Origin of the sequence: Erwinia psidii (genome assembly GCF_003846135.1) — a bacterium.
Taxonomy (GTDB): Bacteria; Pseudomonadota; Gammaproteobacteria; order Enterobacterales; family Enterobacteriaceae; genus Erwinia; species Erwinia psidii.
On sequence record NZ_RHHM01000003.1, the window covers coordinates 237567 to 261780 of the forward strand.

Genomic DNA, 24214 nt, shown 5'->3' on the forward strand with positions numbered 1-24214 from the left:
CAACCTCATTCTGGCGGCTTCACCCCGGCGAAAAACGCCGGGGATGAGATAAAGAGTGTGTTAACACTATACGTCAGGGCGGGTGCTGGCAATATCAGAACAGCATTGATGCTGACAACGGCACATAAAGCTTATGCAGGCGTCCGGCAGGTTATCGCCATACATCAAAAGCAATGGTGAACTGAACCGTCATGGCCGTCACCTGTCAGGCAAACACAGGCGCTGTTCACTGCGCCAGCCCGCCTGGTCGCGCTTCAGGCACTGAATGCGGATAGCTTCTTTTTGCACCACATCAGACTGTTGTAAAGAGGATGGCAGTACCAGACCAGGCTCATTCTGAGACTGTTACGGGTAAGCTGGCGCGCCAGCGTGTTCAGCGGTAACTGATACTCTTTCGGCACCCTTAAACGATGCTTTTTTACCATCATCAGACAGCCGATCATCACCGGATGGTAGTAACTGTCCAGCAATTTGTTGTCCAGTGGTAGTCCCGCCGCAAGCAACGCTTTTTCTGTGCCTTCGCGCACGATAAAGTAGTTTTTCACCCATGAAAAATCGCGGGTGCTTACCGACAGTGAACTCTCGGCATATCGCTTGTAGTAATAGGTGTTGGCGGTGAAGAACACGCGGCGGGCCTGCAAATAAAGCGTTAACATGAACGGCGCATCTTCATGGTTCTGCACTGTCAGAAACTCGCTGTGGGTGCGTTCGATCAGCTCGCGGGAAATAATGCTGGACCACAGCACCCGATGGGCAGAATTGCTGGCTATCAGCTTGCGCAGCATCTCACTGCCGCCAGAGAACTCACCCTGCATTGAGCGGGTGTGGGTGCGGGTGTACTTTCGCTGTTCTGGTGGTACATCGGGGAACATTTCCGCCGAGAAGCCATAAAGCTCCAGTTGCGGACACACGCGCTTTTCCCGGATAAAGTCAGCAAACAGGGTTGGGCCGACGAAATCATCGGCATCCATAAAGTAGATAAACTGCCCGGTGGCAACCTCAAGCCCTTTGTTACGGGCAGCGCTGACTCCTTCATGAGGATTGCGCAACAGCATGATGTGCGCGTGCCGCTGACAGTATTCACCGATTAACTCCGCTGTGCCGTCAGTCGAACCATCATCAATGATAATGATCTCTTCCGGTGCCAACGTCTGTTTCAGCAGGGAATCAAGCGCTTCAGCCAGATATCTGCGAGCATTATAGACAGGCATAATCACTGACAAAGTTGGCTGCTGAGCCAGACCGTAAACAGTGTTCATCTCTCACCCCGAAGATTCAGTCGAGTAAAGGTTGCTTTTTTGAGGTACCCGGTGACTTTGCTGTGAAACAGGCAGCAAACTGCAAGATTGATCAGGCCGATAATGCCGAGGTACAACAGGTTCATCCAGCGGTTGACATTCCATTCAAACGGAATGTAGAGCGTAATGAAGGCCACACAGGCTGACACCGCCCAGATCAACATCACGTCACGGGTCAGCCAGGGGATATGGATTTTGGGTGCAAACTTGCGATGGACAATCAGCGCCCACACCAGTAAATAGAAGATGTTCTGCCCCAGCCAGACCACGCCCGTTCCCAGGGCGCCATACCAGACAGCAGCCAGAATATTCAACGGGATCAGCACAATGGCAAACACGGTAAAGCCTTTCATATGCAGTGACAGATTGCCGCTGACATATTGCAGGTTGTAGAGCAGACCGCAGATAGCCTGAATACCGCTGCCGAGTGCGTACAGCGTCATCACCAGCCACATTTGCTCGCCAATCTGAGGATTTTGTGTCCACGCCCAAATCAGCTGGGTGGGATACATGGCAATGGTGATGCTCAACGGAGCCATAAATATACTCACCGCCTGTGTCGTCCAGCGATAGAGATCGAACAGCGGCCGATCGCCCTGCTCAGTGCTGGTTTTCATTCCGGTCATGCGCGGCACAATCGCCTGAATAATCGGGCTACTTAACATCACAATGCCCGTCGCGGCAGTTGCCACCACGGTGAACGCACCATAGGTCGAAAGCGGCAGCGTTTTGGACAGTACCAGCCGGTCAATCTGAGAGATAAATGTCCAGATAGCGCTGGAGAATGCCGCGCCCAGAGCAAAACGCAAAAAGGGTTTTATCACGCTGTTCAGATCCGGCGTCCTGCCGCTGCGGGCGCCGCGCGGAACCAGCTGATAAGATTTCCAGATACAGCAGGCCGCTTCGGCAATGGAGATAATCAGCTGCCAGCCGAAGAAGAAGATCACCGGATTGGTGGCGAAGCGGATCACAAATACCGCTACGAAGGTGCGCAACGTAATGACAATAACGTTGAGCGCATTCAGCCATACCTGATGTTCGTAGCCAACAATGACGCTGCGAAACGGCCCGGTCCGCCAGCGGATTGCGGCGGTCAGTACCATGACCGCGACGGCAATAATCAAATCCTGATGAGGGATGGTATGGGCATGAAGCCAGTGGGACGCAATCCACGGCGATGCAAGCCAGCCCAGTGCCACCAGCACCGCAGATGAAATCAGAAAGAACTTACCTAATACCGCAAACAGTGAGGGAAAATCCGGGTTTTGCTGCGGGTTGGCGCGATAACGTGCTGCTTCACGCAGCAAGGTGGAAGAGATCCCGACATCCAACAGCTGTAACCAGGTCAGGAGGATCGAAAAAAAGCCAATCAGGCCATAAATTTCCATACCCAGCTGGTGAATATATAGCGGCACGACCAGGATACCGGCCAGCGTGGAATAGAGTTGACCAACGTAATTCGCAACCGCATTGCGTTTAATCGACATAATCTCTTCTTTTGTTATTTAATTAGCTGAAGCTGTTATTTCACATTAACAAATTACCTCTGGCATTACACATTGGAAATTATCTTAAAAATACCGTTCCTAAATGCATTACGTGAAAGAAATCATTAGCAACAAAAAATCATCAAATTACTTTCTTCATCAGAAAAGCTTTGTTTCAATACTGCTCATTAACACAAAAATCCATCATTAAAACTTAATTAAGTGTAATGTTAAAAATTGGCTGGCAGATGATGATTGTCCAGCCGTAACCGTGTCGGGGGAAACATGCAGCTGAGATCCTGTCATCGATAGCGGCAGTTCAGGCAGGAAAAGTCACAAAGTAAAAAAGCACAATATTATGTTTTTTATGAATAAATAAAACCAACACCTATCATGGGTCACCAGCAAAAAAACAGCACACGTTAAACCAAAGCTAAACAGGATCATAGAATAAGAATTTACCTGGCAATAATATCGTTGTTTGTCTCGACACGCTTACTTTAAATACTAACAACAGTTAAAACCCCTGATGAAACACCCTGCCCGCATCGATAAATGTGACAAATTGCATGCATTAAATTTACATCTTAAAGAAGATATTCATTTTTCCGTTATCAGCGCCGTTTTTCTTTTTGTCACATTTCCGTGCCAGTAAAAATTTTTATTTACAGTTTTATTCAGGCCAGCCAAAGATTCACCTGAACTGTTTCATTCAGACAGTAACAACTTCTCACAATTAAACAAACGGTGCGGCGATGAGTTTAATGTTGCCACAATCTCAGGTACCGAATTGACACGATGATTCTGTTAAGCAAACTTTCAGTTTTGAATGGCGCGGTCCATCACCTGTTTCCCTCCCACAGATACATTGAAAGCGGGCCGGGAGTTGCGGCCCGCCTTTCAGGATCAGAAAAAGCCCGGCGGCTCTGTGCTGTAGCTCACCAACAGATTTTTCGCCTGCTAATAGTGGTCAGGCATCATTTTATGGGTTTCACGGCCAATGCCAGACTTTTTATAACCACCAAAGGCGGCATGTGCCGGATAGAAATGATAAAAGTTGGTCCCGGTCCTGCCTTGATAGCACGGCTAACCCGGTAAGCACGGTTGATATCCCGCGTCCAGACTCTGGCGCACAGGCCGTACATCGAGTCATCAGCAATAGCGACCGCTTGCGCCTCATCACGGAAAGTGGTTATCCACACCACCGGCGCGGAGATCTCCTCGCGGAATGCACGTATACTGTCGTTCCCCTTCAGTAAGGTTGGCTGGATGTAGTCGCCACCCGCCAGTCGCTCTGTGCCCCGGTAAGCACTTCAGCCCCTCTTTCCGGGCGATATCGCGATAAGAAATAATTTTATCAAACTGCTGCCGCGAAGCCTGTGCGCCAATCATGGTTTCCGTATCCATCGGATCGCCGCGTCTGAGGTTTTTTATTCTGTTGAGCACGGCGGCCATAAACGGTTCATAAATGGACGCCTGCCACCAGCGCGGCACGGACAGGTACAGATTTCCCCCTGGTTAAGAAAACCCAGTACCGCGCCTTCTGCTGCTTTTTCGATAAAAGGAGGTTCAGCCTGCATGATGTCTTCAAAGAAAATATTCGGGGATTTCCACCCCCACTTTGACGGCAGAGGGGATCAGTTTTTTTGCGGCAAGTTGCAGAATATGACCGCCGGTTTTTGTTGAACCGGTAAAAACCACTTCAGCGATACACGGATTAGCAGCCAGCGCCTCCCCCGCTTCACAGCCAAAACCATGCACCATGTTCAGCACGCCACCGGGCAGCAAATCAGCGATCGGCTCAATAAACAGCGTGAACGGCAATGGGGTCTGGCCGGCGGGCTTTAGCACCACGCAGTTACCCGCCGACAGTGCCGGTGCCAGTTTCCACGCCGTCATCAACAACGGAGAATTCCACGGGATAATCTGCCCAATCACCCCCAGAGGCTCATGAAAATGATACGCCGCGGTGAACTCATCAATCCCGGCGGCACTGCCTTCCAGCGCCCGCAGTCAGGCGGCAAAATAACGCAAGTGATCCACCGCCAGCGTTTCACGCACCGGCTTGCGATTGTCCCAGCCTCATTGAGCGCAAGATATTCGAGATTTTCTTCCAGCGGTCGGCAATCCTGAGCAGGATCAGTGCGCGCTCCTGCACTGAGGTTTTTCCCTATTTATCGGCTGCCGCATGTGCCGCATCCCGCGCCCTTTCCATGTCGTCACGATCGGAGCGGGGAAACGCCCCGATCACAGAAGCATTGACGGGTGAGGTATTGGTGAACCAGGTGTCGTTAGCCAGCGTGACAAATTCGCCATTGATAAAGTTGCCATACTGCGGTTTGAGGGCGATCGGTGAGTCTTTACTGCCCGGATAAGCATTACGCATCATCATTCTCCTGCAGGACTGGTGATCACATAAAATTAACAACCAATTGTTAGCAATAATAATCGGTACCGGAGAATGTCAGATTAATGATGCAGAACGGTGAACGGAGCTGCTGTCATGGAGCAAATTCGCTGCATATTGTGAAGAGGCGCACACCGTCAGCACAAGGCTGACGGCGACGGATCGTCAGGCCGTTTTGCCCAACTGACGTTGCTGCCGACAGAAATCCTGCAACAGGCGTCGCGGCCATACCGGCTCCGCCTGTTCAGATGACAGGGTGTTTTCCTGCCGTGAGTCAGATAAACAGGCGGCCATAATTTCTGCGGTGAACTCCGGGTGAAACTGAAAGGAAAGCGCTGATGGGCTGTAGCGGATTATCTGACAAGCATCCAGTGCGGATGTTGCCAGCACCTGCGCGCCAGCTGGAGGTTGTAGCACCGACTGCCGGTGGGAAAGCCAGGCGGTAAACTGATCGGGCAGCTGGTTAAGCAAAGTATCATGTCGGCAGTCAGGCAGTGTCTCCAGCCGCTGTTGCCCACGTTCCCACCCTCTGGGATTATCAGCCACCTGCCCACCAAGGGCATACGCCATCAGTTGATGCCCGTAACAGACCCCCAGCAAAGGCAGATTGCTGTCAACGGCGCCGCGCACCCATGCAGCGGTACGTTCACTCCAGTCAGCATGGTCGGTGACCATCGCCCAGGAGCCGGTCAGGATCGCCGCTGCCACACAGCCCGGATCGGGCAAAGCTTCACCCAAATCGGGGCGGACCACCATAAATTCATCAGCCTCCAGCCCCAGCGCCGCAACAAACCAGTGATACTGTTCGCCGGTCCGGGCTTTCACCTTATCGGGCGGCGTTTCAAGCTGAATAATGGCTACAGGCTGAGAAGAACTCACCATCGTTAACGCATCCTCATGATTAACCCACTTTGGGCGGGATTTCGGGCAGAGTGATATGCCACCTTACTACGGTGATATCACTTTTTTCTTTCATTGATATTCACTGTCACGCCCACCCTGTTGGGGAGGCGGACTTCCCCGTAATGCCGGTTATCAGACGACGGCGGTACAGAAAACGGTCAGGTTCTGTTTCACCAGGCTGACGGCATCAGGCACCGCGCGCCTGCTCTTCTTCCAGCTCGTCGCGCATCGCCTGTATGGCTTCACGGGTGAGTGCGGCCAGTGTTCGATAAAATGCAGTGTCGGCGTGGGCTTCCACCTTGCCAAGGAAGGTGCCACACCAGGGCAACAGATAGCGATCAAACAAGGTTATCTGCGCCTGACTTTCATTCTCCTGTGACTGATCTTCCAGCCAGGACGAGGCCAGTAAAAGGGCGCCAAAATGATCGCTGGAAGACTCCGCCAGTGGCATTCCCCGTTCCCGGAGAAACTGTCGTACATCCTCCTCCCGTGGCCCGTTCTCCCACTGTGAAGCATAAGGTGGCACCCGGCACTCACTGCCAACAAAGAGCGCATTATAATCAGCGGCCAGCGTCATGGGATCGCTATTAAGCCGTAAGCGTGTCAACATTTCATCCTGTTCCAGTGGCCACTGCTGTTGCAATTTACCTTCACGTAGTAGCGTAAAAAGAGGCACCAACAGCGGGTCCTGCGGCTGTCGACGGAACAGTGAGCCAAGAATGCGGCAGATAACAGAAAATTCATTCATCGTGATGGGTCCGTTGAAATATAAAAGTGACAGGGTCACATATCAGCGAGTTCAGCAATTCTTTTCCCCGTGCGTCGTTGCAGGAAATCAAGTAACCGCCGCGGTGTGACATTTAATATGCGATCCTGCGGAAAATCCACTTCCTTGGCAATACGCAGGCAGTGCTCAAAATTACCCAATGTGAACGCAGTATGTGAATCTGAACCAAAAGCGATCCACCCACCCGCATCACGAACCGCTGCGGCAATCTGACGACAGAAAGGCTCACTGCCAGGACGCGAATGGGTAAAAGACGAGTTATTCAGCTCCAGCGCCACCTGATATTTCGCGGCGGCAGCGGCAATCGCCGGAATATCAACCGGGTATTTGGGATTGCCCGGATGACTGATGATATGCACATGGCCGCTGGCCATCGCCGCGATCATCGCCGCAGTGTGCGTCTCGCGGTCGCGTGGAGCAAAAACCGGTTCGTGGAAACCCGCCACCACAATATCCATCACCTCAGTCATCGGCCCGCTACAGTCGATTTCACCGTCAATGTTTTTAATATTCGCTTCGATGCCGCGCAAAATACCGACCCCCTGTACCACCCGTGGCCAGACGCGCATATTAACAAAATGCCAGTAGTGCGGTGCATCGGCCATATCAGGGCCGTGATCGGTGACAGCCAGCAACTTCACCCCGCACTGCTGCGCCTGATGAATATAATCGTGTAGGGTACTGTATGCATGGGTACTGGCAACGGTATGCATATGAAGATCAACGGGATACATAACATTCTCCTGACGATATCCGGCAGTGTTACCCTGCCGCATTGATTAATAACCGCGCCCCACATCCACACGTCCGACGGGGGTTTCACCCGCTTCACATTGTCCTATGGCACGCGCGATAGCATCAAGAGCCTCATCCCGCAGAGTGACGGCGGCATTGTGAGGGGTGATGGCAACGGCCGGATGTTGCCAGAACGGATGATCCTGCGGCAGCGGTTCCTGAACAAAAACGTCGAGTGCGGCCGCTTTAATTTCCCCTGCTTCAATAGCCGCCAGCAGATCCGATTCCACCAGATGCGCACCACGGGCAAGATTCATCAGAAAAGCGTGCGGTTTTAGCTGGCTCAACAGGCGGCGGTTGAGAATACCTTCCGTCTGTGGGGTATGTGGTAACAGGTTAATCAGCACCTGAGTGCCGGAGAGAAACGCACTGAGCTGCGTATCACCATAAAAACTGGTAACGCCGGGAAAATCTTTTGGCGAGCGGCTCCAGCAACGCACCGGGAAGTCCCACGCCTGCAGGCTCTCTGCCACAGATCGCCCCAGTACCCCGGCACCAAGAATGCCGATGCTGAACTCATCCCGAGTGTAATTGCGTAAATAGTGCCAGTGGGCCTCACTCTTCTGCTGCTGATACTCCGTGAAGCGGCGAAACCAACCAAGAACGTGATACACCACATACTCCTGCATCTGGCGCCCCATTCCGGTATCTTCCAGTCGGAACAGTGGTACTTCTGGCGGCAACATCTGTGGATTTTTGCGCAGCTGTCCAAGAATATCATCCACGCCCGCCCCCAGCGCGAACACGCCTTTCAGCCCGCTACGCCCCTGTAACATTTCCACGGGAGGCTGCCGCACCAGCGCGTAATCTGCGGCAGCGTCATCACCCGGCGTCCAGATGCGTACACGGGCATGTGGTAAGCGCTGTTGCAGCCCCTGACGCCATTTTTCAGCATTAAAAGAAGGATGGTAGAAAATGATGTCCACTGTTGCTCTCCTGTTTTTTCTTAAGCTCAGGGAAAAAGTGACGCCTGACAAGATAAAATTGCTGAAACGCGCCTAATCAGCGACAACTTCAGTTGCACAGTTGCCCGCTGCACAGCAAGATGCTGAGGGCGCGATAAATGATATACAGAACAGTATTATTCCTGATACTGGATCATGACGTCTGTTGTCATATTTATTTTGTATGACCGGGTAATTTGAGTACCTGAATCTGTTCGGACGTCAGAGTCGTACGACACGGCACAGTCTGGTATAGCCGTAGCTTTAGTCATAATAATGTATCTCTTTGGTGATTTTAAAAACAAACTGCAGTAAAACTGGCTAAACACATGCAAAAACATGGGAATAGTATTGACCGCGACGATGGTTTTGCCTAGATTATCGCGATTCCATGACGGCGTTATGGTAACAGTGTGGTGAGGTGTCCGAGTGGCTGAAGGAGCACGCCTGGAAAGTGTGTATACGGCAACGTATCGGGGGTTCGAATCCCCCCCTCACCGCCATATTCTGATGAAGAGTCTGAATTCACATTCAGACTTTTTTTTTGCATATTGCCCCGATGAGGGGGTGGTGAGAACCCCCGACGGGGGTCGACTGACGGCAACGCCGTCAGGACACGCCGGACGCCCGCGGACGGACTGCCCGCAGGGTGAGCGAAGCGAATCAATCCCCCCCTCACCGCCATCTTCTGAAGAAGAGTCTGAATTCACATTCAGACTTTTTTTTTGCATATTGCCCCGATGAGGGGGTGGTGAATCCTTCCTGAAACTCTGTGCCAAGATCAGACAAGGTTTATACAAAACCCCGGCCAGCCAGAGGTTATCTGTCAATCTCAATAACCCGCGCTGATATCAGTCAGATTCGGATGCCGAACGTTTCTTAACCTGCGAGAATAAAAAGCATATTTTTCTTGACCGTAACCAGGCGACTGCCTATAGTAGCGCCCCGTCGCCCCTCAAGGGCGTAGCAGTTAAAATTTGGTGAGGTGTCCGAGTGGCTGAAGGAGCACGCCTGGAAAGTGTGTATACGGCAACGTATCGGGGGTTCGAATCCCCCCCTCACCGCCATCTTCTGAAGAAGAGTCTGAATTCACATTCAGACTTTTTTTTTGCATATTGCCCCGATGAGGGGGTGGTGAGAACCCCCGACGGGGGTCGACTGACGGCAACGCCGTCAGGACAGGCCGGACGCCCGCGGACGGACTGCCCGCAGGGTGAGCGAAGCGAATCAATCCCCCCCTCACCGCCATCTTCTGAAGAAGAGTCTGAATTCACATTCAGACTTTTTTTTTGCATATTGCCCCGATGAGGGGGTGGTGAATCCTTCCTGAAACTCTGTGCCAAGATCAGACAAGGTTTATACAAAACCCCGGCCAGCCAGAGGTTATCTGTCAATCTCAATAACCCGCGCTGATATCAGTCAGATTCGGATGCCGAACGTTTCTTAACCTGCGAGAATAAAAAGCATATTTTTCTTGACCGTAACCAGGCGACTGCCTATAGTAGCGCCCCGTCGCCCCTCAAGGGCGTAGCAGTTAAAATTTGGTGAGGTGTCCGAGTGGCTGAAGGAGCACGCCTGGAAAGTGTGTATACGGCAACGTATCGGGGGTTCGAATCCCCCCCTCACCGCCATCTTCTGAAGAAGAGTCTGAATTCACATTCAGACTTTTTTTTTGCATATTGCCCCGATGAGGGGGTGGTGAGAACCCCCGACGGGGGTCGACTGACGGCAACGCCGTCAGGACAGGCCGGACGCCCGCGGACGGACTGCCCGCAGGGTGAGCGAAGCGAATCAATCCCCCCTCACCGCCCTATTCTGAAGAAGAGTCTGAATTCACATTCAGACTTTTTTTTGCATATTGCGCGAAGCGGGGAATGGGCTGGACCATCATCTTATGTGCTGCTTTTGTGAAAGGAACGAAACCTGCCAGCGAAGATCTGGAGTTGAACAGTGTCATTGCCCTAATATGACAATGAATTATCTATAAAAATCATCGCAACAGCCTTTATCTCATCACCAGAAAAACCAGCAAATAAAAATATTCAGATGGATCTATAATTATCTGAAATAATCATTCTCCGCCACAGAGTCGAAGTTGAATTTATTTATATATCGGACAGCTGCCATTATCAGAATGGCACCCGCGAATCAGCATAAAACAGTAACATTGTCGAGTGAGAGCGAAAAACCACCCCCACAGAAACATTGAGGTAATATAAAAGACAACCGATAGCCTTCAATTGATATGCTGTTTCATTTACCACATTACACCTGTTAACACATTATCATCATAATGCCGGAAAAGAAGTTAAATACAAACTCATAATCCCGATCGCTGTAATTACTTCACATTGTGTAATTTTAAAAATAACCACCACTTCGATACCATTTTTTACAATTAAAACAACAAAATGTTAATTTTTAAATTACTCAATCAATTATTAACCGTGCCTTCCACATTACATATAACTAAAATAAAAAACATCAATGAAAAAATATTACATAGACTTTACCTGAGAGAATAAATATAAAATTTTTGATTCTTCCGAATAAAAACACCCATTCACAACAATATAAACAAGCAACCTTTTTATTAATATGAGGAAATCAATATGTCCGGCTTGCTGATTGAAATGAACTCACTGGATGCCTGTGATGATATAGCTGAAGGAATAGCATATGCGGAAAAAGTGGTAGCCGAACAGGGAATTAGCGCTAACTTTTCATTTATTGGAAGCATTATAGATTTGATCACACAATCCGTCAGTTTGGGTACCGCGGCAGCGAACTTCCCTGCCACTACAGGTGAATCAGGCAGAACTGCCTATCAGTTAACCTTCAAAAATGATTCATTAATGATCCTCGTACCAGCTTCGGTGCAAAGTCCCAGACAGGCTGCTGGTATACCCCGGGGCGCTTATTATACTCACACTATACGCCCCCTTTTTCCTGGAGAAGAGTGTCAATACCGGGTTGAAGCAAACAGATTAACTGGCGGTCTTCATACCTTCGTTTTTTTCGGCATCAGTACAGACCCGACTCTGGTATCAGAGGAAAATTTACCTGGTCTTAACGAGGTAATGTGCATTGAAATTTGTGTTCGTCTTGGCAGTCAGTCACATAACAGAACACAGATAGAATACATTCAGATTGATAACGATCGTATTTCTCCCCGCCCAACGTGGGGAGCAAGCGATATGATGTATGCCACGCACAGAAGAAATAACCAGTCAAAAGAAGCCTCTTTCGGCATGGTTTTCTATGGCTCACAGTATTCAAACAGACATGACAATGAAGTGGTGAGTAATGTGCTGACATTTACACCTTCAGGCAAAACCGATTTGGATCGGCCTTCGCAACCAACGCCACCCGGACATAATCCTGATGAAATCACTCACCCTGACCAACCGGGTTTTCCTCCCGGCTTCACCCCCTATAATGACGTTTATTTCAATGCTCAGGTTGGAAACCCAGCAAGGATGTTCTGCCGGGAAACACTGATGGGTTATAGCAGAAATGGCCATTCTTCCCTGGCCACTTATTCAATTTTCGGTGCTATCACCGGTGTCATTTCTCTTGCTTCCGCCGCAATGAGCATTGCCGAAGCAATAAATTCAGGGCATCCAACCCGCGATATTACGCTGACACTGAATATTCATAATGCTTCAGATTACCCAATATTTGTTGTACGCAGACAAAACAGCAACTCGCTTTTCGCGGGAGACGGATTGATCAAAAGTAAAATGAGTCTGAGTATTCCCTTCAGAATATCTCAACTTGGAAACGAAGACGGAGTACTTTTCTTACGTATGGTGTTAGGTCATGGGCGACCTAATCTTGATATCACCATCAACATCCGTGACTATGGTCATGACCGATTTGTGAAAATAAGCCGCGTCAGTTTTTATAATGCGGGCAGTTTTAACGAAAATAACATTGATAGCCATCATTCACTGGTGCACAGTAGCTTCTTCCGCAGTAATATTTTTGAAGGTGTCCGTAGTACAGTGACAAGTACCGCAATTACACATCGTTCGAAAGGCCATCTGGATCTCACCGTTACCGGTTATGAGGTGTAAAGGTATTCCTTTGTAAACCTGAACCCTGTTTGCATAGCACGGTTCGTCACTTCAAATTGTGGTCAGGTAACATGCTATTTTTTTGCCATGTGTCCTGACCATATTGCTAATCCGAAAACCCTTTCGTCGCCTTCATTATCCGGCGATGCCTCAGATTGGTTAGATCCGATTAATAACCCAGGCTTTTGAGGTTCTTTCATAGCCAGCGTTAACGTCTATTGTCCCTGCTTTCCGTCCACTCAGCTTTACCGCCATCCTCGCCAACGACGACTGGGGTAGCTATCGCCGGGCGGTGCCGAAAAACAGGCATCTGGCCGGTTAAATTTTTACTCAGCGCATTGTGTGACAACCTCAGGCTGAGAACCCGAATCAAAAGACTTGCCCGCAGAACCATCTGCTTTTTACGCTCTGTAAAACTTCATGCAAAGATTGTTGGGACCTTTACCGACAACACATGCTCCATTGATTGGATGCCTTATCTGCTTCGTTCTCAGGGTCGCCTGATAGGGGGGTCAGTCCAGGGCGAACGTACTCTCCGTGCCAACAGCGACAAAGTAACAGGAAAAACGCCGGGGAGACATCCTGTCGGTGCCTGAGTCAAATGAAGGTAAACAGGGAAGAAGAAACCCGGACTTGCATCCGGGCTTTGAAAGATGAACTGACAACGGGCCTTAACCGTAGGCCATCAGGGTACGCTGACACAGCTGAGAGCGCACGCAGTCCTCTTTGGCGAAACGTACCACGCCGACCATCTCGTCCTCTTTGAATCGTGCCAGCGCATCGCTGAGGCCGGACTGGACATGGGACGGAAGATCGCACTGGGTAATATCCCCATTGACGATAACCGTGACATTTTCCCCAAGGCGAGTCAGGAACATCTTCATTTGTGCCGCCGTAACGTTTTGCGCCTCGTCAAGGATCACAACGGCATTTTCGAAGGTACGTCCACGCATATAGGCAAAAGGTGCAATTTCCACCTTAGCGATTTCGGGACGCAAACAATACTGCATAAAGGACGAACCAAGACGTTTAACCAGAACGTCATACACCGGCCGGAAATAGGGTGCGAACTTCTCGGAAATATCCCCAGGCAGGAAACCCAGGTCCTCATCCGCCTGCAATACCGGCCGCGTCACGATAATCCTGTCGACATCCTTATTAATCAGGGCCGCTGCCGCTTTTGCGGCGCTAATCCAGGTTTTACCGCAGCCTGCTTCACCGGTGGCGAAAATCAGCTGCTTGTTTTCTATGGCGTTAAGATAGTGAGCCTGCGCTTCATTACGGGCTTCAATGGGTGAATGGTCACGACTGTCGCGTGCCATACCAATGGCATCCAACCCACCCATTTGCACCAGCGAGGTGACCGATTCTTCTTCACGCTGACGGTGACTGCGTGAATCGCTACGAAGCACACGTTTTGCTTCACGACGCGCTTTGATCACTGCTTTCTGTCTTCCCATAGTGGCACCTTACAGTTGGTTTCATTTCCCGCGTCGTTGCTGTCGACGCGATTACGTGAACGCTTTAGAGGTTTTGGTGGCTCCCTTGTAAGCCTGGAATAGCCGTTGAGAATGATAAACCAGCGACAAACAGGCCGTCGGCATATCGGATGACATCGGATTTGGTGAGTTGTTAAACAGAAGAATAAAGAACGGCGTCAGGACAATGAGGCCTTCGCCAGGAGATGCGGTGGTTATTTTCTGATGCTGCCGTGTAATACAGGACTTTATCATTCGCGCTCTCCGTGATGAACACTGGAACACTGCCCAAACTCGCTGTTAATAAAGTGCAACAGATCTAAACCAAAATGCAACTTTAATTTTTACATGTTAGCAGCATTCGAGATTAATTAACGCTCATAGCAAGAGTGGTAATTTAAAATACCCATACAAATCAGTTGAATATGACAATAAATTCGCCAGAGAATGGTAATAAAAATTTGTAAATTAAAAGTTAAAAATGCCGGAGGTTTTATTACTGGCACGACCGGTGACAGATTCTGCCGCTGGATTTAAATTTTACCGGACAGGCAAAGACACTTTTCAGGGTATTGCATTATCTCTGTGGGTCACTTCAGAGAGTGGCGAATATTTAGCCATAAAAAACAGCCCTCCATGCCGTACTGGCAGGAAGGCTGAAATACCTATGCCTCAAGCAGGGTTTGCCCAAGATAATGTTTCTCGTCAGCGACACCCGGTAAAACAAAAAAGTAACCGCCGCCAACTGGCTTGATATATTCCTCAAGCGCTTCGCCATTGAGTCTTTTCTGTACGCTAAGAAACCCTTTCTCAAGATCGTGCTGATAACAGACAAACAGCAATCCCATTTCCAGCTGGCCGGCATGAGACACACCCAGAGAATAACTGTAGCCACGGCGCAGCATCAGACTGCTTTGTGTCTCAGGCGTGCGTGGATTGGCCAGACGAATGTGCGCATCCAGCGGGATAGTGTTGCCCTCAGGATCGCGGCTGTAATCCGGCACATCGTGTTCATTGTGCATCCCCAGCGGCGCACCGCTCTGCTTGGCCCGACCAAAGATGGTCTGCTGCTCCTGAAGCGGCGTGCGATCCCAGAACTCGACATGAAACTGAATCATACGGACGGCCTGATAGCTGCCATTTTGCGCCCAGGCCGGTTCGCCCTGCTCCGCCGATACCCAAAGGATCGAGTCCATCAGCGTCTGATTGCTGGTGTCGGGATTGGCGGTGCCATCTTTAAAACCGAGCAGATTTACCGGTGTCTCTTTTCCCTTGCTGCGTGCCGCGTGGTCAGAGATAAACCCTTCCCGCCGCCAGCGCACACTGAGCAGATCGGGCGTGTGCTTGATAATGTCGCGTAGTGCGTGGATCACCGTATCATTGGTGTTGGCACAAATTTGCAACAGTATATCGCCGTGGCACAGGCTGCTGTCCAGCGCATCATTGGGAAAGCGGCTCATCGGCTGTAACTTCAGCGGTTTGTGTGCCTGTAAACCAAAGCGCGCATCAAACAGTGAATCGCCCACCGAGACCGTAACCGTCAGGTTATCAGGATAAATAACCTCCCCCAGTATCCCGGAGTCCATCGGAGGCAGCCGGGGATTATCAACCTGCGGTGCTTTGCCGCCTGTGGTCAGAAAGGCAATGCGGTTGTCAAGCAAGCGGAACAGGCGTTCCAGCTCGGCTTTATCCGTGGCCAGAACGTCAAAAGCCACCAGCATCATTGACGCCTGTTGCGGCGTGATAATACCCGCCTGATGCAGACCATAATAAGGTTGAGCTTCCTGTCGGGCGTTGGGAGACAGTGCACCCGGCGAGAAAGAAGTCTTATCCGCACCGGCCTGAACCGGGCATCCACCGCCGAGGGCAAAGGCACCACCCAGGATGCCCATGCCCTTCAGTAAACGACGGCGTTCAGGCAACGCCGCGTCGTCAGAAGAATTTCTTGCCATAACCCGTTAATCCAGTCCCAGCGTGCCGCGCAGTTTTGATAAATCTTCTGCAAGGGTAGTGATCGGCCCTTTCAGCGCGGTACGATCCGCGTCGCTCAGCTTATCGTAAGACTCAAACCCAGCTTTGTTACGATATTTTGCAAGAATGGCGTCAACTTTTTTGAAGTTGGCATCGACTTTAGCCAACAGTGCCGCATCGGCTTTCTTCAGCATTGGCCGTAGCAGATCGACGATTTTCTTCGCGCCATCAACATTCGCCTGGAAGTCAGAAAGATCGCTGCGACTGTAGCGGTCTTCTTCACCGGAAATTTTGCTGGAGGCAACTTCTTCTATCAGCGCGGCGGCACCACCGACCACTTTGCCCGGCGGGAAAGCCAGCTCACTGACACGTTTCTGTAGCTCAAGGGTGTCGCTGTTCAGCCTGTCAGCGTAGTCGTTCATCCCTTTCGTGCTGCTGTCGCCAAACAACGCTTTTTCCAGCCGGTGCCAGCCGGTGAACTTCGGATCGGCGGCTTTTTTCTCGTAATCATCTTCACGGGCATCGATGCTGCTGTCGAGGTCAGAGAACAACTCGGCAATTGGCTCAATACGCTCATAATGACGGCGCGTTGGAGCATAGAGCGCTTTGGCTTTATCGAGGTCGCCCGCTTTCACCGCATCGGTAAAGGCTTTGGTCCCGCTGACGAGATCGGCCACCTCTTTGGTAACATAGGCTTTGTATTCAGCGATCGGCCCCGCCAGTTGCATCACATCCTGTTTACCCGTGGACGGTGCGGCGTTGCCGCTTTTCACGGTAAGCTTACCTTTTGGGTTACTCAACAGGCCACAGGTCATCTCATATTCACCCGCCTCCAGATTGGCGGTCAGCTTCTGGGTGAAGCCAGGAGCGATATTTTCACGCTCTTCCACCACCATCACCCCTTTCAGGATCTCCCACTCCAGGGCTTTCTGACTGTTGTTCTGGATAATGAACTGGGTTTTTCCGGCACTGACGCTCACCGCCATCGGTTCGCACTGTTGGTCAGTGACGGTGATCTTCACCTGTGGAATATCTGCCGCCATTGCCGCTGAGGAACCGGCGAGCAGGGTAAGAAGTGCAACAGTCAGTGCAGACTGACGAAAACGAAGATTCATAGTAAATACCTGTGAGAAGTTCATCGTGGAAAGTGTCAACGCGAGGTGCGTATCACTGCCGCCTGAGGACGCGCTGGCATAAAAAACAGCAGCAGCGCCGGAACTAAATAGATTAACCAGACCGCCACTTCACTGACGCTGGGCGCTTCCTGATAGCCAAAAATGCCTTCCAGCAGCGTGCCAGGCAGCGTAGCGGTTGAGAGTGAATGACTTAAATCAAAGGCCACCGCCTGAAAATGATTCCACAGTCCGGCCTCGTGGAAAGCCCGGATAGCCCCTGCCGCCAGGCCGGCTGCGACAAACAGAATAAACAGGCTGGTCCAGCGGAAAAACAGTGCCAGATTGAGCCGGACGCCTCCCCAGTAAATTAATCCCCCGAGAGTAATGGCGGTGGCAAGGCCCAGTAGCGCCCCCAGCGGCGGAGCAATGCCCACATCCTGCTGAAACGCCGCCAACAGGAAAAATACCGATTCAAGACCTTCCCTTACTACGGCGAGAAACACCATCATCACCAGCGCCCAACCGCTACCGTTGCCTTTCTGCAAGGCATTATCAACCGCGCCTTCCAGCTGTGCCTTCACGTTGCGTGAAACCTTACGCATCCAGAAAACCATCCAGGTCAGAATACCGACGGCAACTACTGCGACCAGCCCTTCAAACAGTTCCTGCTGCTTTTGGGGAAATTCGCCGGTGGTTTCATTAATAAACCAACCCAGACCAAGACAGATCGCGACCGCAGCAAACACCCCAATCCACATGGCAGCGAACCACTCGCCGCGCCCGGTGCGCTTCAGATATCCGGCAATCAGGCTGACAATCAGCGCTGCTTCCAGCCCTTCACGTAACATGATGAGAAACGGGACAAACATGCCAACACCCTCAAGTGTTAAGAAAATTTCAGACAGAGTAAAGAAAGGTAAATCAAAACGATACCGATTATCATTATCGGACACAAAAAAACAAGCCTTCACGGTTATTTTCTTGTGCTAAAGAGAGGCAAAAAAACAGGCCGCCGTAGGCGACCTGCAAGGATTAATGTGCTCTGAATTCGGCGTCCGCTGCTGCAAAACGCTGCTGCATCGCGGCAGAAGGCTCACGACCCAGCAGGCTGACCAGCACGATGGCCAGGCTCGCAAACAGGAAACCGGGGATGATTTCGTAGAGACCCAGCCAGGCATACTGCTTCCATACCAGCACGGTAACGGCCCCGATAATCATTCCGCTCAACGCGGCATTACCTGTCATGCGTTTCCAAAGCAGGGAGAACAGCACTACCGGTCCGAAAGCCGCGCCAAAACCAGCCCAGGCGTAGCTCACCAGTCCTAACACGCGATTATCCGGGTTACAAGCCAGCAGGATAGCCACCAGCGCCACCAGCAGCACCATACCCCGCCCCACCCACACCAGCTCACGCTGGCTGGCGTGTTTGCGCAGATAGTTTTTATAGAGATCTTCTGTCAACGCTGAGGAACACACCAGCAGCTGGCAACTGAGCGTGGACATCACCGCCGCAAGAATCGCGGAAAGCAGCACCCCCGCAATCCACGGATTAAACAGCAAGCGTGCCAGCTCAATAAAGATGCGTTCACCATTCTGTGACACACCGGCCGCCCGATCGGGATGGTTCTGAAAATACGCGATACCAAAGAAGCCGACGGCCACCGCGCCCCCCAAACAGAGGATCATCCACGTCATGCCGATACGGCGGGCAGAACGGATGGAACGGTGAGAGTCGGCAGCCATAAAACGTGCCAGGATATGCGGCTGGCCAAAATAGCCCAATCCCCAGCCCAGCAGGGAAATGACCGCAATAAAATTCATCCCCTTGAGCATGTTGAGATTTTCCATGCTTTTCGCGGCAACGACCGCCAGCGAGTCGCCCACGCCGCCTACGGCAATTATCACCATCACTGGCGTCAGGATCAGGGCGAAAATCATCAGGCTGGCCTGCACGGTGTCCGTCCAGCTGATCGCCAGAAAACCACCGACAAAGGTATAGATAATGGTGGCGGCGGCACCGGCCCACAGCGCGGTCTGATAACTCATGCCAAAGGTGCTTTCAAACAGACGCGCCCCGGCAACAATGCCAGAGGCACAGTAAATGGTGAAGAACACCAGAATAACCAGTGCAGAAATGACCCTCAGCAGCTTACTGCGATCCTCGAACCGGCTGGAGAAATAATCCGGCAGCGTCAGGGCATTATTATGGTGTTCGGTCTGTACACGCAGGCGACCGGCAACCATTTTCCAGTTGAGCCAGGCGCCGATAATCAGGCCAATGGCAATCCAGCTTTCTGAAATCCCGGAAAGAAAAACGGCACCGGGCAGCCCCATCAGTAGCCAGCCGCTCATATCCGATGCTCCGGCTGACAACGCCGTGACCAGACTCCCCAAACTTCGCCCACCAAGAATATAGTCATCAAAGTTCTTTGTTGACCGCCAGGCAATAAACCCTATCAGCAACATGCCAAAGATATACACGCAAAAAGTCACCACCATGGGTGTGCTTGCTGTCATTCAGGTTCTCCATTTTTTTCATTGTTAATACGCCCGGCGTGTGCCAGTACAATTCTGCTGATCGTACACCTTTGATCGGACGAGATGCCCTGTCTTAAATACGCCCTGAGGATAAAACATTTAACACAAACCAAACAATAATTTCACTAACGTTTTTTAGTTTATCGCCAATAAGTTGCACCCGCTCACAGATGGCGACCTTACTTATAAAAATACATAAAAAACATTATTTTAAGAAAAAATTGTGACAACGTTTTTTTTCAGGGAACAGGCATTCCATTTTTCTCAGTAAATTAAAAATTATGCTTCAGGCATCACATTTCACAAGGTTGCACAAAGTTGCAACATACCTGATATTGTTTTTATTATCGTCACGCATCAGGAGTTTCAGATATGAGCACCACCACTATGGGCGTCAAACTGGATGAGGCCACCCGTGAGCGTATCAAGCTGGCTGCAAGTCAGATCGATCGCACGCCGCACTGGTTGATTAAACAGGCTATCTATAATTATCTGGAACAACTGGAACGCGGCGCCGCCCTGCCGGAAATGTCAGTCGCGTCACCGACCGAAGAGAGTGAGCCATCTCCTGTCGAAGAACCCCATCAGCCCTTTCTGCATTTTGCTGAAGCCGTGCTGCCACAATCCGTCACCCGGGCGGCCATCACGGCTGCCTGGCGGCGACCAGAGACGGAAGCCGTGCCGGCGCTGTTGGAACAGGCACGTCTCACCACCAGGATCGCCCAGCAAACCAGCCAGCTCGCCAGCCAGCTGGCAACCCACCTGAGGCAGCAGAAGAGTACCGGCGGACGCGCCGGCATGGTGCAGGCTCTGTTGCAGGAGTTCTCTCTCTCTTCGCAGGAAGGAGTGGCGCTGATGTGTCTGGCTGAAGCACTGTTGCGCATTCCCGATAAACCTACCCGCGATGCGTTGATCCGCGACAAAATCAGCAACGGTAACTGGCAGTCACATCTGGGACACAGCCGTTCGCTGTTTGTTAACGCCGCAACCTGGGGGCTGCTGATAACCGGTCGTCTGGTGGCGACCCATAATGAAGCCAGCCTCTCCCATTCACTGAACCGTATTATTGGCAAACGGGGTGAACCCGTGATACGCAAAGGGGTGGATATGGCGATGCGCCTGATGGGCGAACAGTTTGTCATCGGTGAAACCATTGCTGAAGCCCTGGCCAACGCACGCAAACTGGAAGAAAAAGGGTTTCGCTACTCTTACGATATGCTGGGCGAAGCGGCACTCACCGCCAGTGACGCCAGGGCTTATCTGCTCTCGTATCAACAGGCCATTCACGCTATCGGCAAAGCCTCCAACGGGCGCGGCATATATGAAGGACCGGGGATCTCAATCAAACTCTCGGCGCTGCACCCGCGTTACAGCCGGGCACAGTACGATCGGGTGATGGACGAACTCTGGCCGGTGCTTAAATCGCTGACACTGCTGGCCCGGCGCTACGATATCGCTATCAATATTGATGCGGAAGAAGCTGACCGCCTTGAACTGTCGCTGGATCTTCTGGAGAAACTCTGTTTTGAGCCGGAACTGGAAGGCTGGAACGGGATCGGTTTTGTTATCCAGGCCTATCAGAAACGCTGCCCGATGGTGATTGATGCGCTGGCCGATCTGGCAAGCCGCAGTCGTCGTCGGTTAATGGTACGCCTGGTGAAGGGCGCCTACTGGGACAGCGAAATCAAACGCGCACAGCAGGACGGGCTGGAGGGTTATCCGGTGTACACCCGCAAGGTCTATACCGACATCGCCTATATTGCCTGTGCACGCAAGCTGCTGGCGATACCGAATCTGGTCTACCCACAGTTTGCCACCCACAACGCCCACACCCTGGCAGCCATTTATCAGCTGGCGGGCAATAACTATTATCCGGGACAGTACGAGTTTCAGTGCCTGCATGGCATGGGTGAACCGCTGTATGACCAGGTGGTGGGAAAAGTATCCGACGGCAAGCTGAACCGCCCATGCCGTATTTATGCCCCGGTTGGCAGCCATGAAACGCTGCTGGCGTATCTGGTACGCCGTCTGCTGGAAAATGGCGCTAACACTTCCTTTGTCAACCGTATCGCTGATACCACGCTGGCGGTGGGAGATCTGGTGGCCGACCCGGTGGAAGAGGTGGAAAAACTGGCACGAACTGAAGGGGTTATCGGTCTGCCACACCCCAAAATTCCGCTGCCACGCCATCTTTATGGCGCTGTACGGCAGAACGCCGCCGGGCTGGATCTGGCCAATGAACATCGCCTCGCTTCGCTCTCCAGCGCGCTGCTCAACGGTGCCATTCAGCCGTGGCAGGCGGCACCGATGCTGGATGGCGAAGCAATCGCCGGCGATGCGCTGCCGGTGATGAATCCTGCGGAACCGCATGACGTGGTGGGTTGGGTACGTCATGCCACCCCGGCCGATGTTGACAGGGCGCTTGACGCCGCCGTTAATGCCGCACCGATCTGGTTCGCCACACCACCACAAAAACGCGCCGCTATTTTGCACCGCGCCGCCGTGCTGATGGAAAGTCAGTTACAGCGTCTGATCGGTGTGCTGGTACGTGAGGCGGGAAAAACGTTCAGCAATGCGGTTGCTGAAGTGCGCGAAGCCGTGGATTTCCTGCATTACTACGCAGAACAGGTGAGTGATGATTTCGACAATGAAACGCACCGTCCGCTGGGGCCGGTGGCCTGTATCAGCCCGTGGAATTTCCCGCTGGCTATTTTTACCGGGCAGATCGCTGCCGCATTGGCAGCAGGTAACTGTGTGCTGGCAAAACCGGCGGAACAGACACCGCTGATCGCCGCCATTGCAGTAGCATTATTGCATGAGGCCGGCGTTCACAAAGGCGCGCTGCAACTGCTGCCTGGAGAGGGTGAAACGGTGGGGGCACAGCTGATTGCCGATCCCAGGGTGCGTGGCGTGATGTTTACTGGCTCCACCAGCGTAGCCACGTTGCTGCAGCGAACCCTTGCCGACCGACTGGACCCGCAGGGACGTCCTGTCCCGCTGATTGCGGAAACCGGCGGGCTGAACGCTATGATCGTCGACTCCTCGGCGCTGACCGAGCAGGTGGTCAACGACATTGTGGCGTCCGCCTTTGACAGTGCCGGCCAGCGCTGTTCGGCCCTGCGACTGCTGTGCATACAGGAGGATGTGGCCGAAAACACCCTGAAGATGCTGCGCGGTGCGATGGCCGAATGCCGGATGGGCAACCCGGAACGGCTTTCCACTGATATCGGGCCGGTCATCGACAAAGAAGCAAAGCTTAATATTGAGCGTCATATCGCTGCGATGCGCAATAAAGGCATGACAGTGTATCAGTCGGCGCTGAACAGCGAAGAGGATGCAAAAGCATGGCAAAGCGGCACCTTTATCCTGCCCACGCTGATTGAGTTGCCACAGGTTACTGACCTTGATAAAGAAGTGTTCGGCCCGGTGCTACATGTGGTGCGTTACGGCCGTAGCGCGCTGCCGCAGGTTATCCGGCAGATTAATGCCTCCGGTTACGGTCTGACGCTGGGCGTCCATACGCGGATTGATGAAACCATCCTCCAGGTGAGCCAACATGCTCATGTCGGGAATATTTATGTTAACCGCAATATGGTGGGTGCCGTAGTGGGCGTACAGCCGTTTGGCGGCGAGGGACTGTCGGGCACCGGACCGAAAGCCGGTGGTCCACTCTGTCTGTATCGTTTGCTGGCCAGCCGTCCCGATGATGCGCTGAGCGTTACCCTCGCGCGTCACGATGTCCAGGCACCAGCGGATGTCACACGCCGGTCGGCGCTGCTTGCCGCGCATCACGCGTTAACCGACTGGGCGAGAGATAAGGCGGATCTTGCGGCACTGTGCGCCCATTATGAAGCACTCAGCCACAGCGGTTCGGTCCGCCTGTTGCCCGGCCCAACCGGAGAGCGCAACACCTACGCTCTGCTGCCACGTGAACGGGTGCTGTGCCTTGCGGATAACCAGGAGGATGCGCTGATCCAGCTGGCGGCAGTGACCGCCACCGGTAGCCGGATAGTATGGCAGGACGACCCGATGCACCGTACCCTTGGCAACACCCTGCCCACTGCCGTGCAGGAGCGGATCGACTTTGCCAGCGATCCGTTACAGCACGCTTTTGATGCGGTTATTTATCACGGTGATGCAGATCGGTTACGGGAGGTATGTCAGAACGTGGCGACCCGCGACGGAGCAATTGTTTCCGTACAGGGATTTGAGCGTGGCGATACCAGGCTGCTGTTGGAGCGTCTGTTGACCGAACGCGCGATCAGTGTAAATACCGCCGCGGCGGGAGGCAATGCCAGCCTGATGACCATTGGCTGAAGACTGGTACAAAGAATCCCCCTTGTTCAGGGGGATTCTCTCTGCACCGTGTTTAAGCATGACACACATCAGGGGGACGATGGATGCCTCGCAAA

The 24214-nt window shown here is 52.2% G+C and carries 16 protein-coding genes, 3 tRNA genes and 2 pseudogenes; 6 read left to right on the plus strand and 15 right to left on the minus strand.

Annotated features, from left to right (window positions below; all coding sequences use genetic code 11):
* Positions 1–254 precede the first annotated feature (254 nt).
* From EB241_RS05705 to ghrA, 9 genes and pseudogenes are all read right to left on the minus strand, one after another.
* On the minus strand, positions 255–1259 hold the full coding sequence (locus EB241_RS05705; RefSeq protein ID WP_124232247.1) for a glycosyltransferase: 1005 nt from the start codon (positions 1257–1259) through the stop codon (positions 255–257).
* Positions 1256–2785, minus strand: a complete 1530-nt coding sequence (locus tag EB241_RS05710; protein WP_124232248.1) for a lipopolysaccharide biosynthesis protein — start codon at positions 2783–2785, stop codon at positions 1256–1258. The genes EB241_RS05705 and EB241_RS05710 overlap by 4 nt, the downstream gene beginning before the upstream one ends.
* A 977-nt stretch (positions 2786–3762) precedes the next feature.
* Positions 3763–4074 (minus strand): aldehyde dehydrogenase family protein, encoded by a 312-nt coding sequence (locus EB241_RS21935; protein ID WP_407644256.1) that lies wholly within the window; start codon positions 4072–4074, stop codon positions 3763–3765.
* Positions 3965–4798: pseudogene (locus tag EB241_RS05715) on the minus strand (aldehyde dehydrogenase family protein). The gene EB241_RS21935 and the pseudogene EB241_RS05715 overlap by 110 nt, the downstream one beginning before the upstream one ends.
* Positions 4799–4955: 157 nt before the next feature.
* On the minus strand, positions 4956–5171 hold the full coding sequence (locus EB241_RS21315) for a hypothetical protein (RefSeq protein ID WP_233592541.1): 216 nt from the start codon (positions 5169–5171) through the stop codon (positions 4956–4958).
* A gap of 186 nt (positions 5172–5357) precedes the next feature.
* Positions 5358–6074 (minus strand): glutamine amidotransferase, encoded by a 717-nt coding sequence (locus EB241_RS05720; protein ID WP_124232249.1) that lies wholly within the window; start codon positions 6072–6074, stop codon positions 5358–5360.
* 208 nt (positions 6075–6282) lie between these two features.
* Complete coding sequence (locus tag EB241_RS05725; RefSeq protein ID WP_124232250.1) at positions 6283–6843, minus strand: TorD/DmsD family molecular chaperone; 561 nt, start codon at positions 6841–6843, stop codon at positions 6283–6285.
* 35 nt (positions 6844–6878) lie between these two features.
* Positions 6879–7616, minus strand: a complete 738-nt coding sequence (locus tag EB241_RS05730; protein WP_124232251.1) for a phosphatase — start codon at positions 7614–7616, stop codon at positions 6879–6881.
* Between the two features lie 45 nt (positions 7617–7661).
* Positions 7662–8603 carry a glyoxylate/hydroxypyruvate reductase GhrA gene (gene ghrA, locus EB241_RS05735; protein WP_124232252.1) on the minus strand — a complete coding sequence of 314 codons (942 nt, stop codon included), beginning with the start codon at positions 8601–8603 and terminating at the stop codon, positions 7662–7664.
* 433 nt (positions 8604–9036) lie between these two features.
* On the opposite strand from ghrA, the gene EB241_RS05740 reads away from it, so the two are divergent.
* The 5 genes and pseudogenes from EB241_RS05740 to EB241_RS21320 all read left to right on the plus strand — a co-directional run.
* Positions 9037–9124 (plus strand) — tRNA-Ser (locus EB241_RS05740).
* 476 nt (positions 9125–9600) lie between these two features.
* Positions 9601–9688: transfer RNA gene (locus EB241_RS05745), tRNA-Ser, on the plus strand.
* Positions 9689–10164: 476 nt separating this feature from the next.
* Positions 10165–10252, plus strand: a tRNA-Ser gene (locus EB241_RS05750).
* Between the two features lie 981 nt (positions 10253–11233).
* Positions 11234–12700, plus strand: coding sequence for a hypothetical protein (locus EB241_RS05755; protein ID WP_124232253.1), 1467 nt, complete (start codon positions 11234–11236; stop codon positions 12698–12700).
* A 253-nt stretch (positions 12701–12953) separates the two neighbouring features.
* Positions 12954–13149, plus strand: a pseudogene (locus tag EB241_RS21320) (IS1 family transposase); the annotation flags it as partial.
* Positions 13150–13371: 222 nt separating this feature from the next.
* Here EB241_RS21320 and phoH read toward each other — a convergent pair.
* The 6 genes from phoH to putP form a co-directional block, all read right to left on the minus strand.
* A complete protein-coding gene (gene phoH / locus EB241_RS05765) occupies positions 13372–14160 on the minus strand; it encodes a phosphate starvation-inducible protein PhoH (protein WP_124232255.1) in 789 nt (262 codons plus the stop codon).
* 51 nt (positions 14161–14211) lie between these two features.
* Complete coding sequence (locus tag EB241_RS20850) at positions 14212–14433, minus strand: hypothetical protein (protein ID WP_158612383.1); 222 nt, start codon at positions 14431–14433, stop codon at positions 14212–14214.
* Positions 14434–14843: 410 nt separating this feature from the next.
* Complete coding sequence (gene efeB, locus EB241_RS05770; protein WP_124232256.1) at positions 14844–16130, minus strand: iron uptake transporter deferrochelatase/peroxidase subunit; 1287 nt, start codon at positions 16128–16130, stop codon at positions 14844–14846.
* A 6-nt stretch (positions 16131–16136) separates the two neighbouring features.
* Positions 16137–17264, minus strand: a complete 1128-nt coding sequence (gene efeO, locus EB241_RS05775; protein ID WP_124232257.1) for an iron uptake system protein EfeO — start codon at positions 17262–17264, stop codon at positions 16137–16139.
* 35 nt (positions 17265–17299) lie between these two features.
* Entirely contained in the window at positions 17300–18133 is an 834-nt protein-coding gene (efeU, locus tag EB241_RS05780) for an iron uptake transporter permease EfeU (RefSeq protein ID WP_124232258.1), read from the minus strand.
* A 163-nt stretch (positions 18134–18296) separates the two neighbouring features.
* On the minus strand, positions 18297–19781 hold the full coding sequence (putP, locus tag EB241_RS05785) for a sodium/proline symporter PutP (protein WP_124232259.1): 1485 nt from the start codon (positions 19779–19781) through the stop codon (positions 18297–18299).
* Positions 19782–20174: 393 nt separating this feature from the next.
* On the opposite strand from putP, the gene putA reads away from it, so the two are divergent.
* The gene (gene putA / locus EB241_RS05790) at positions 20175–24119 is read left to right on the plus strand and encodes a trifunctional transcriptional regulator/proline dehydrogenase/L-glutamate gamma-semialdehyde dehydrogenase (protein WP_124232260.1); all 3945 of its coding nucleotides are present in this window, start codon (positions 20175–20177) and stop codon (positions 24117–24119) included.
* Positions 24120–24214 lie beyond the last annotated feature (95 nt).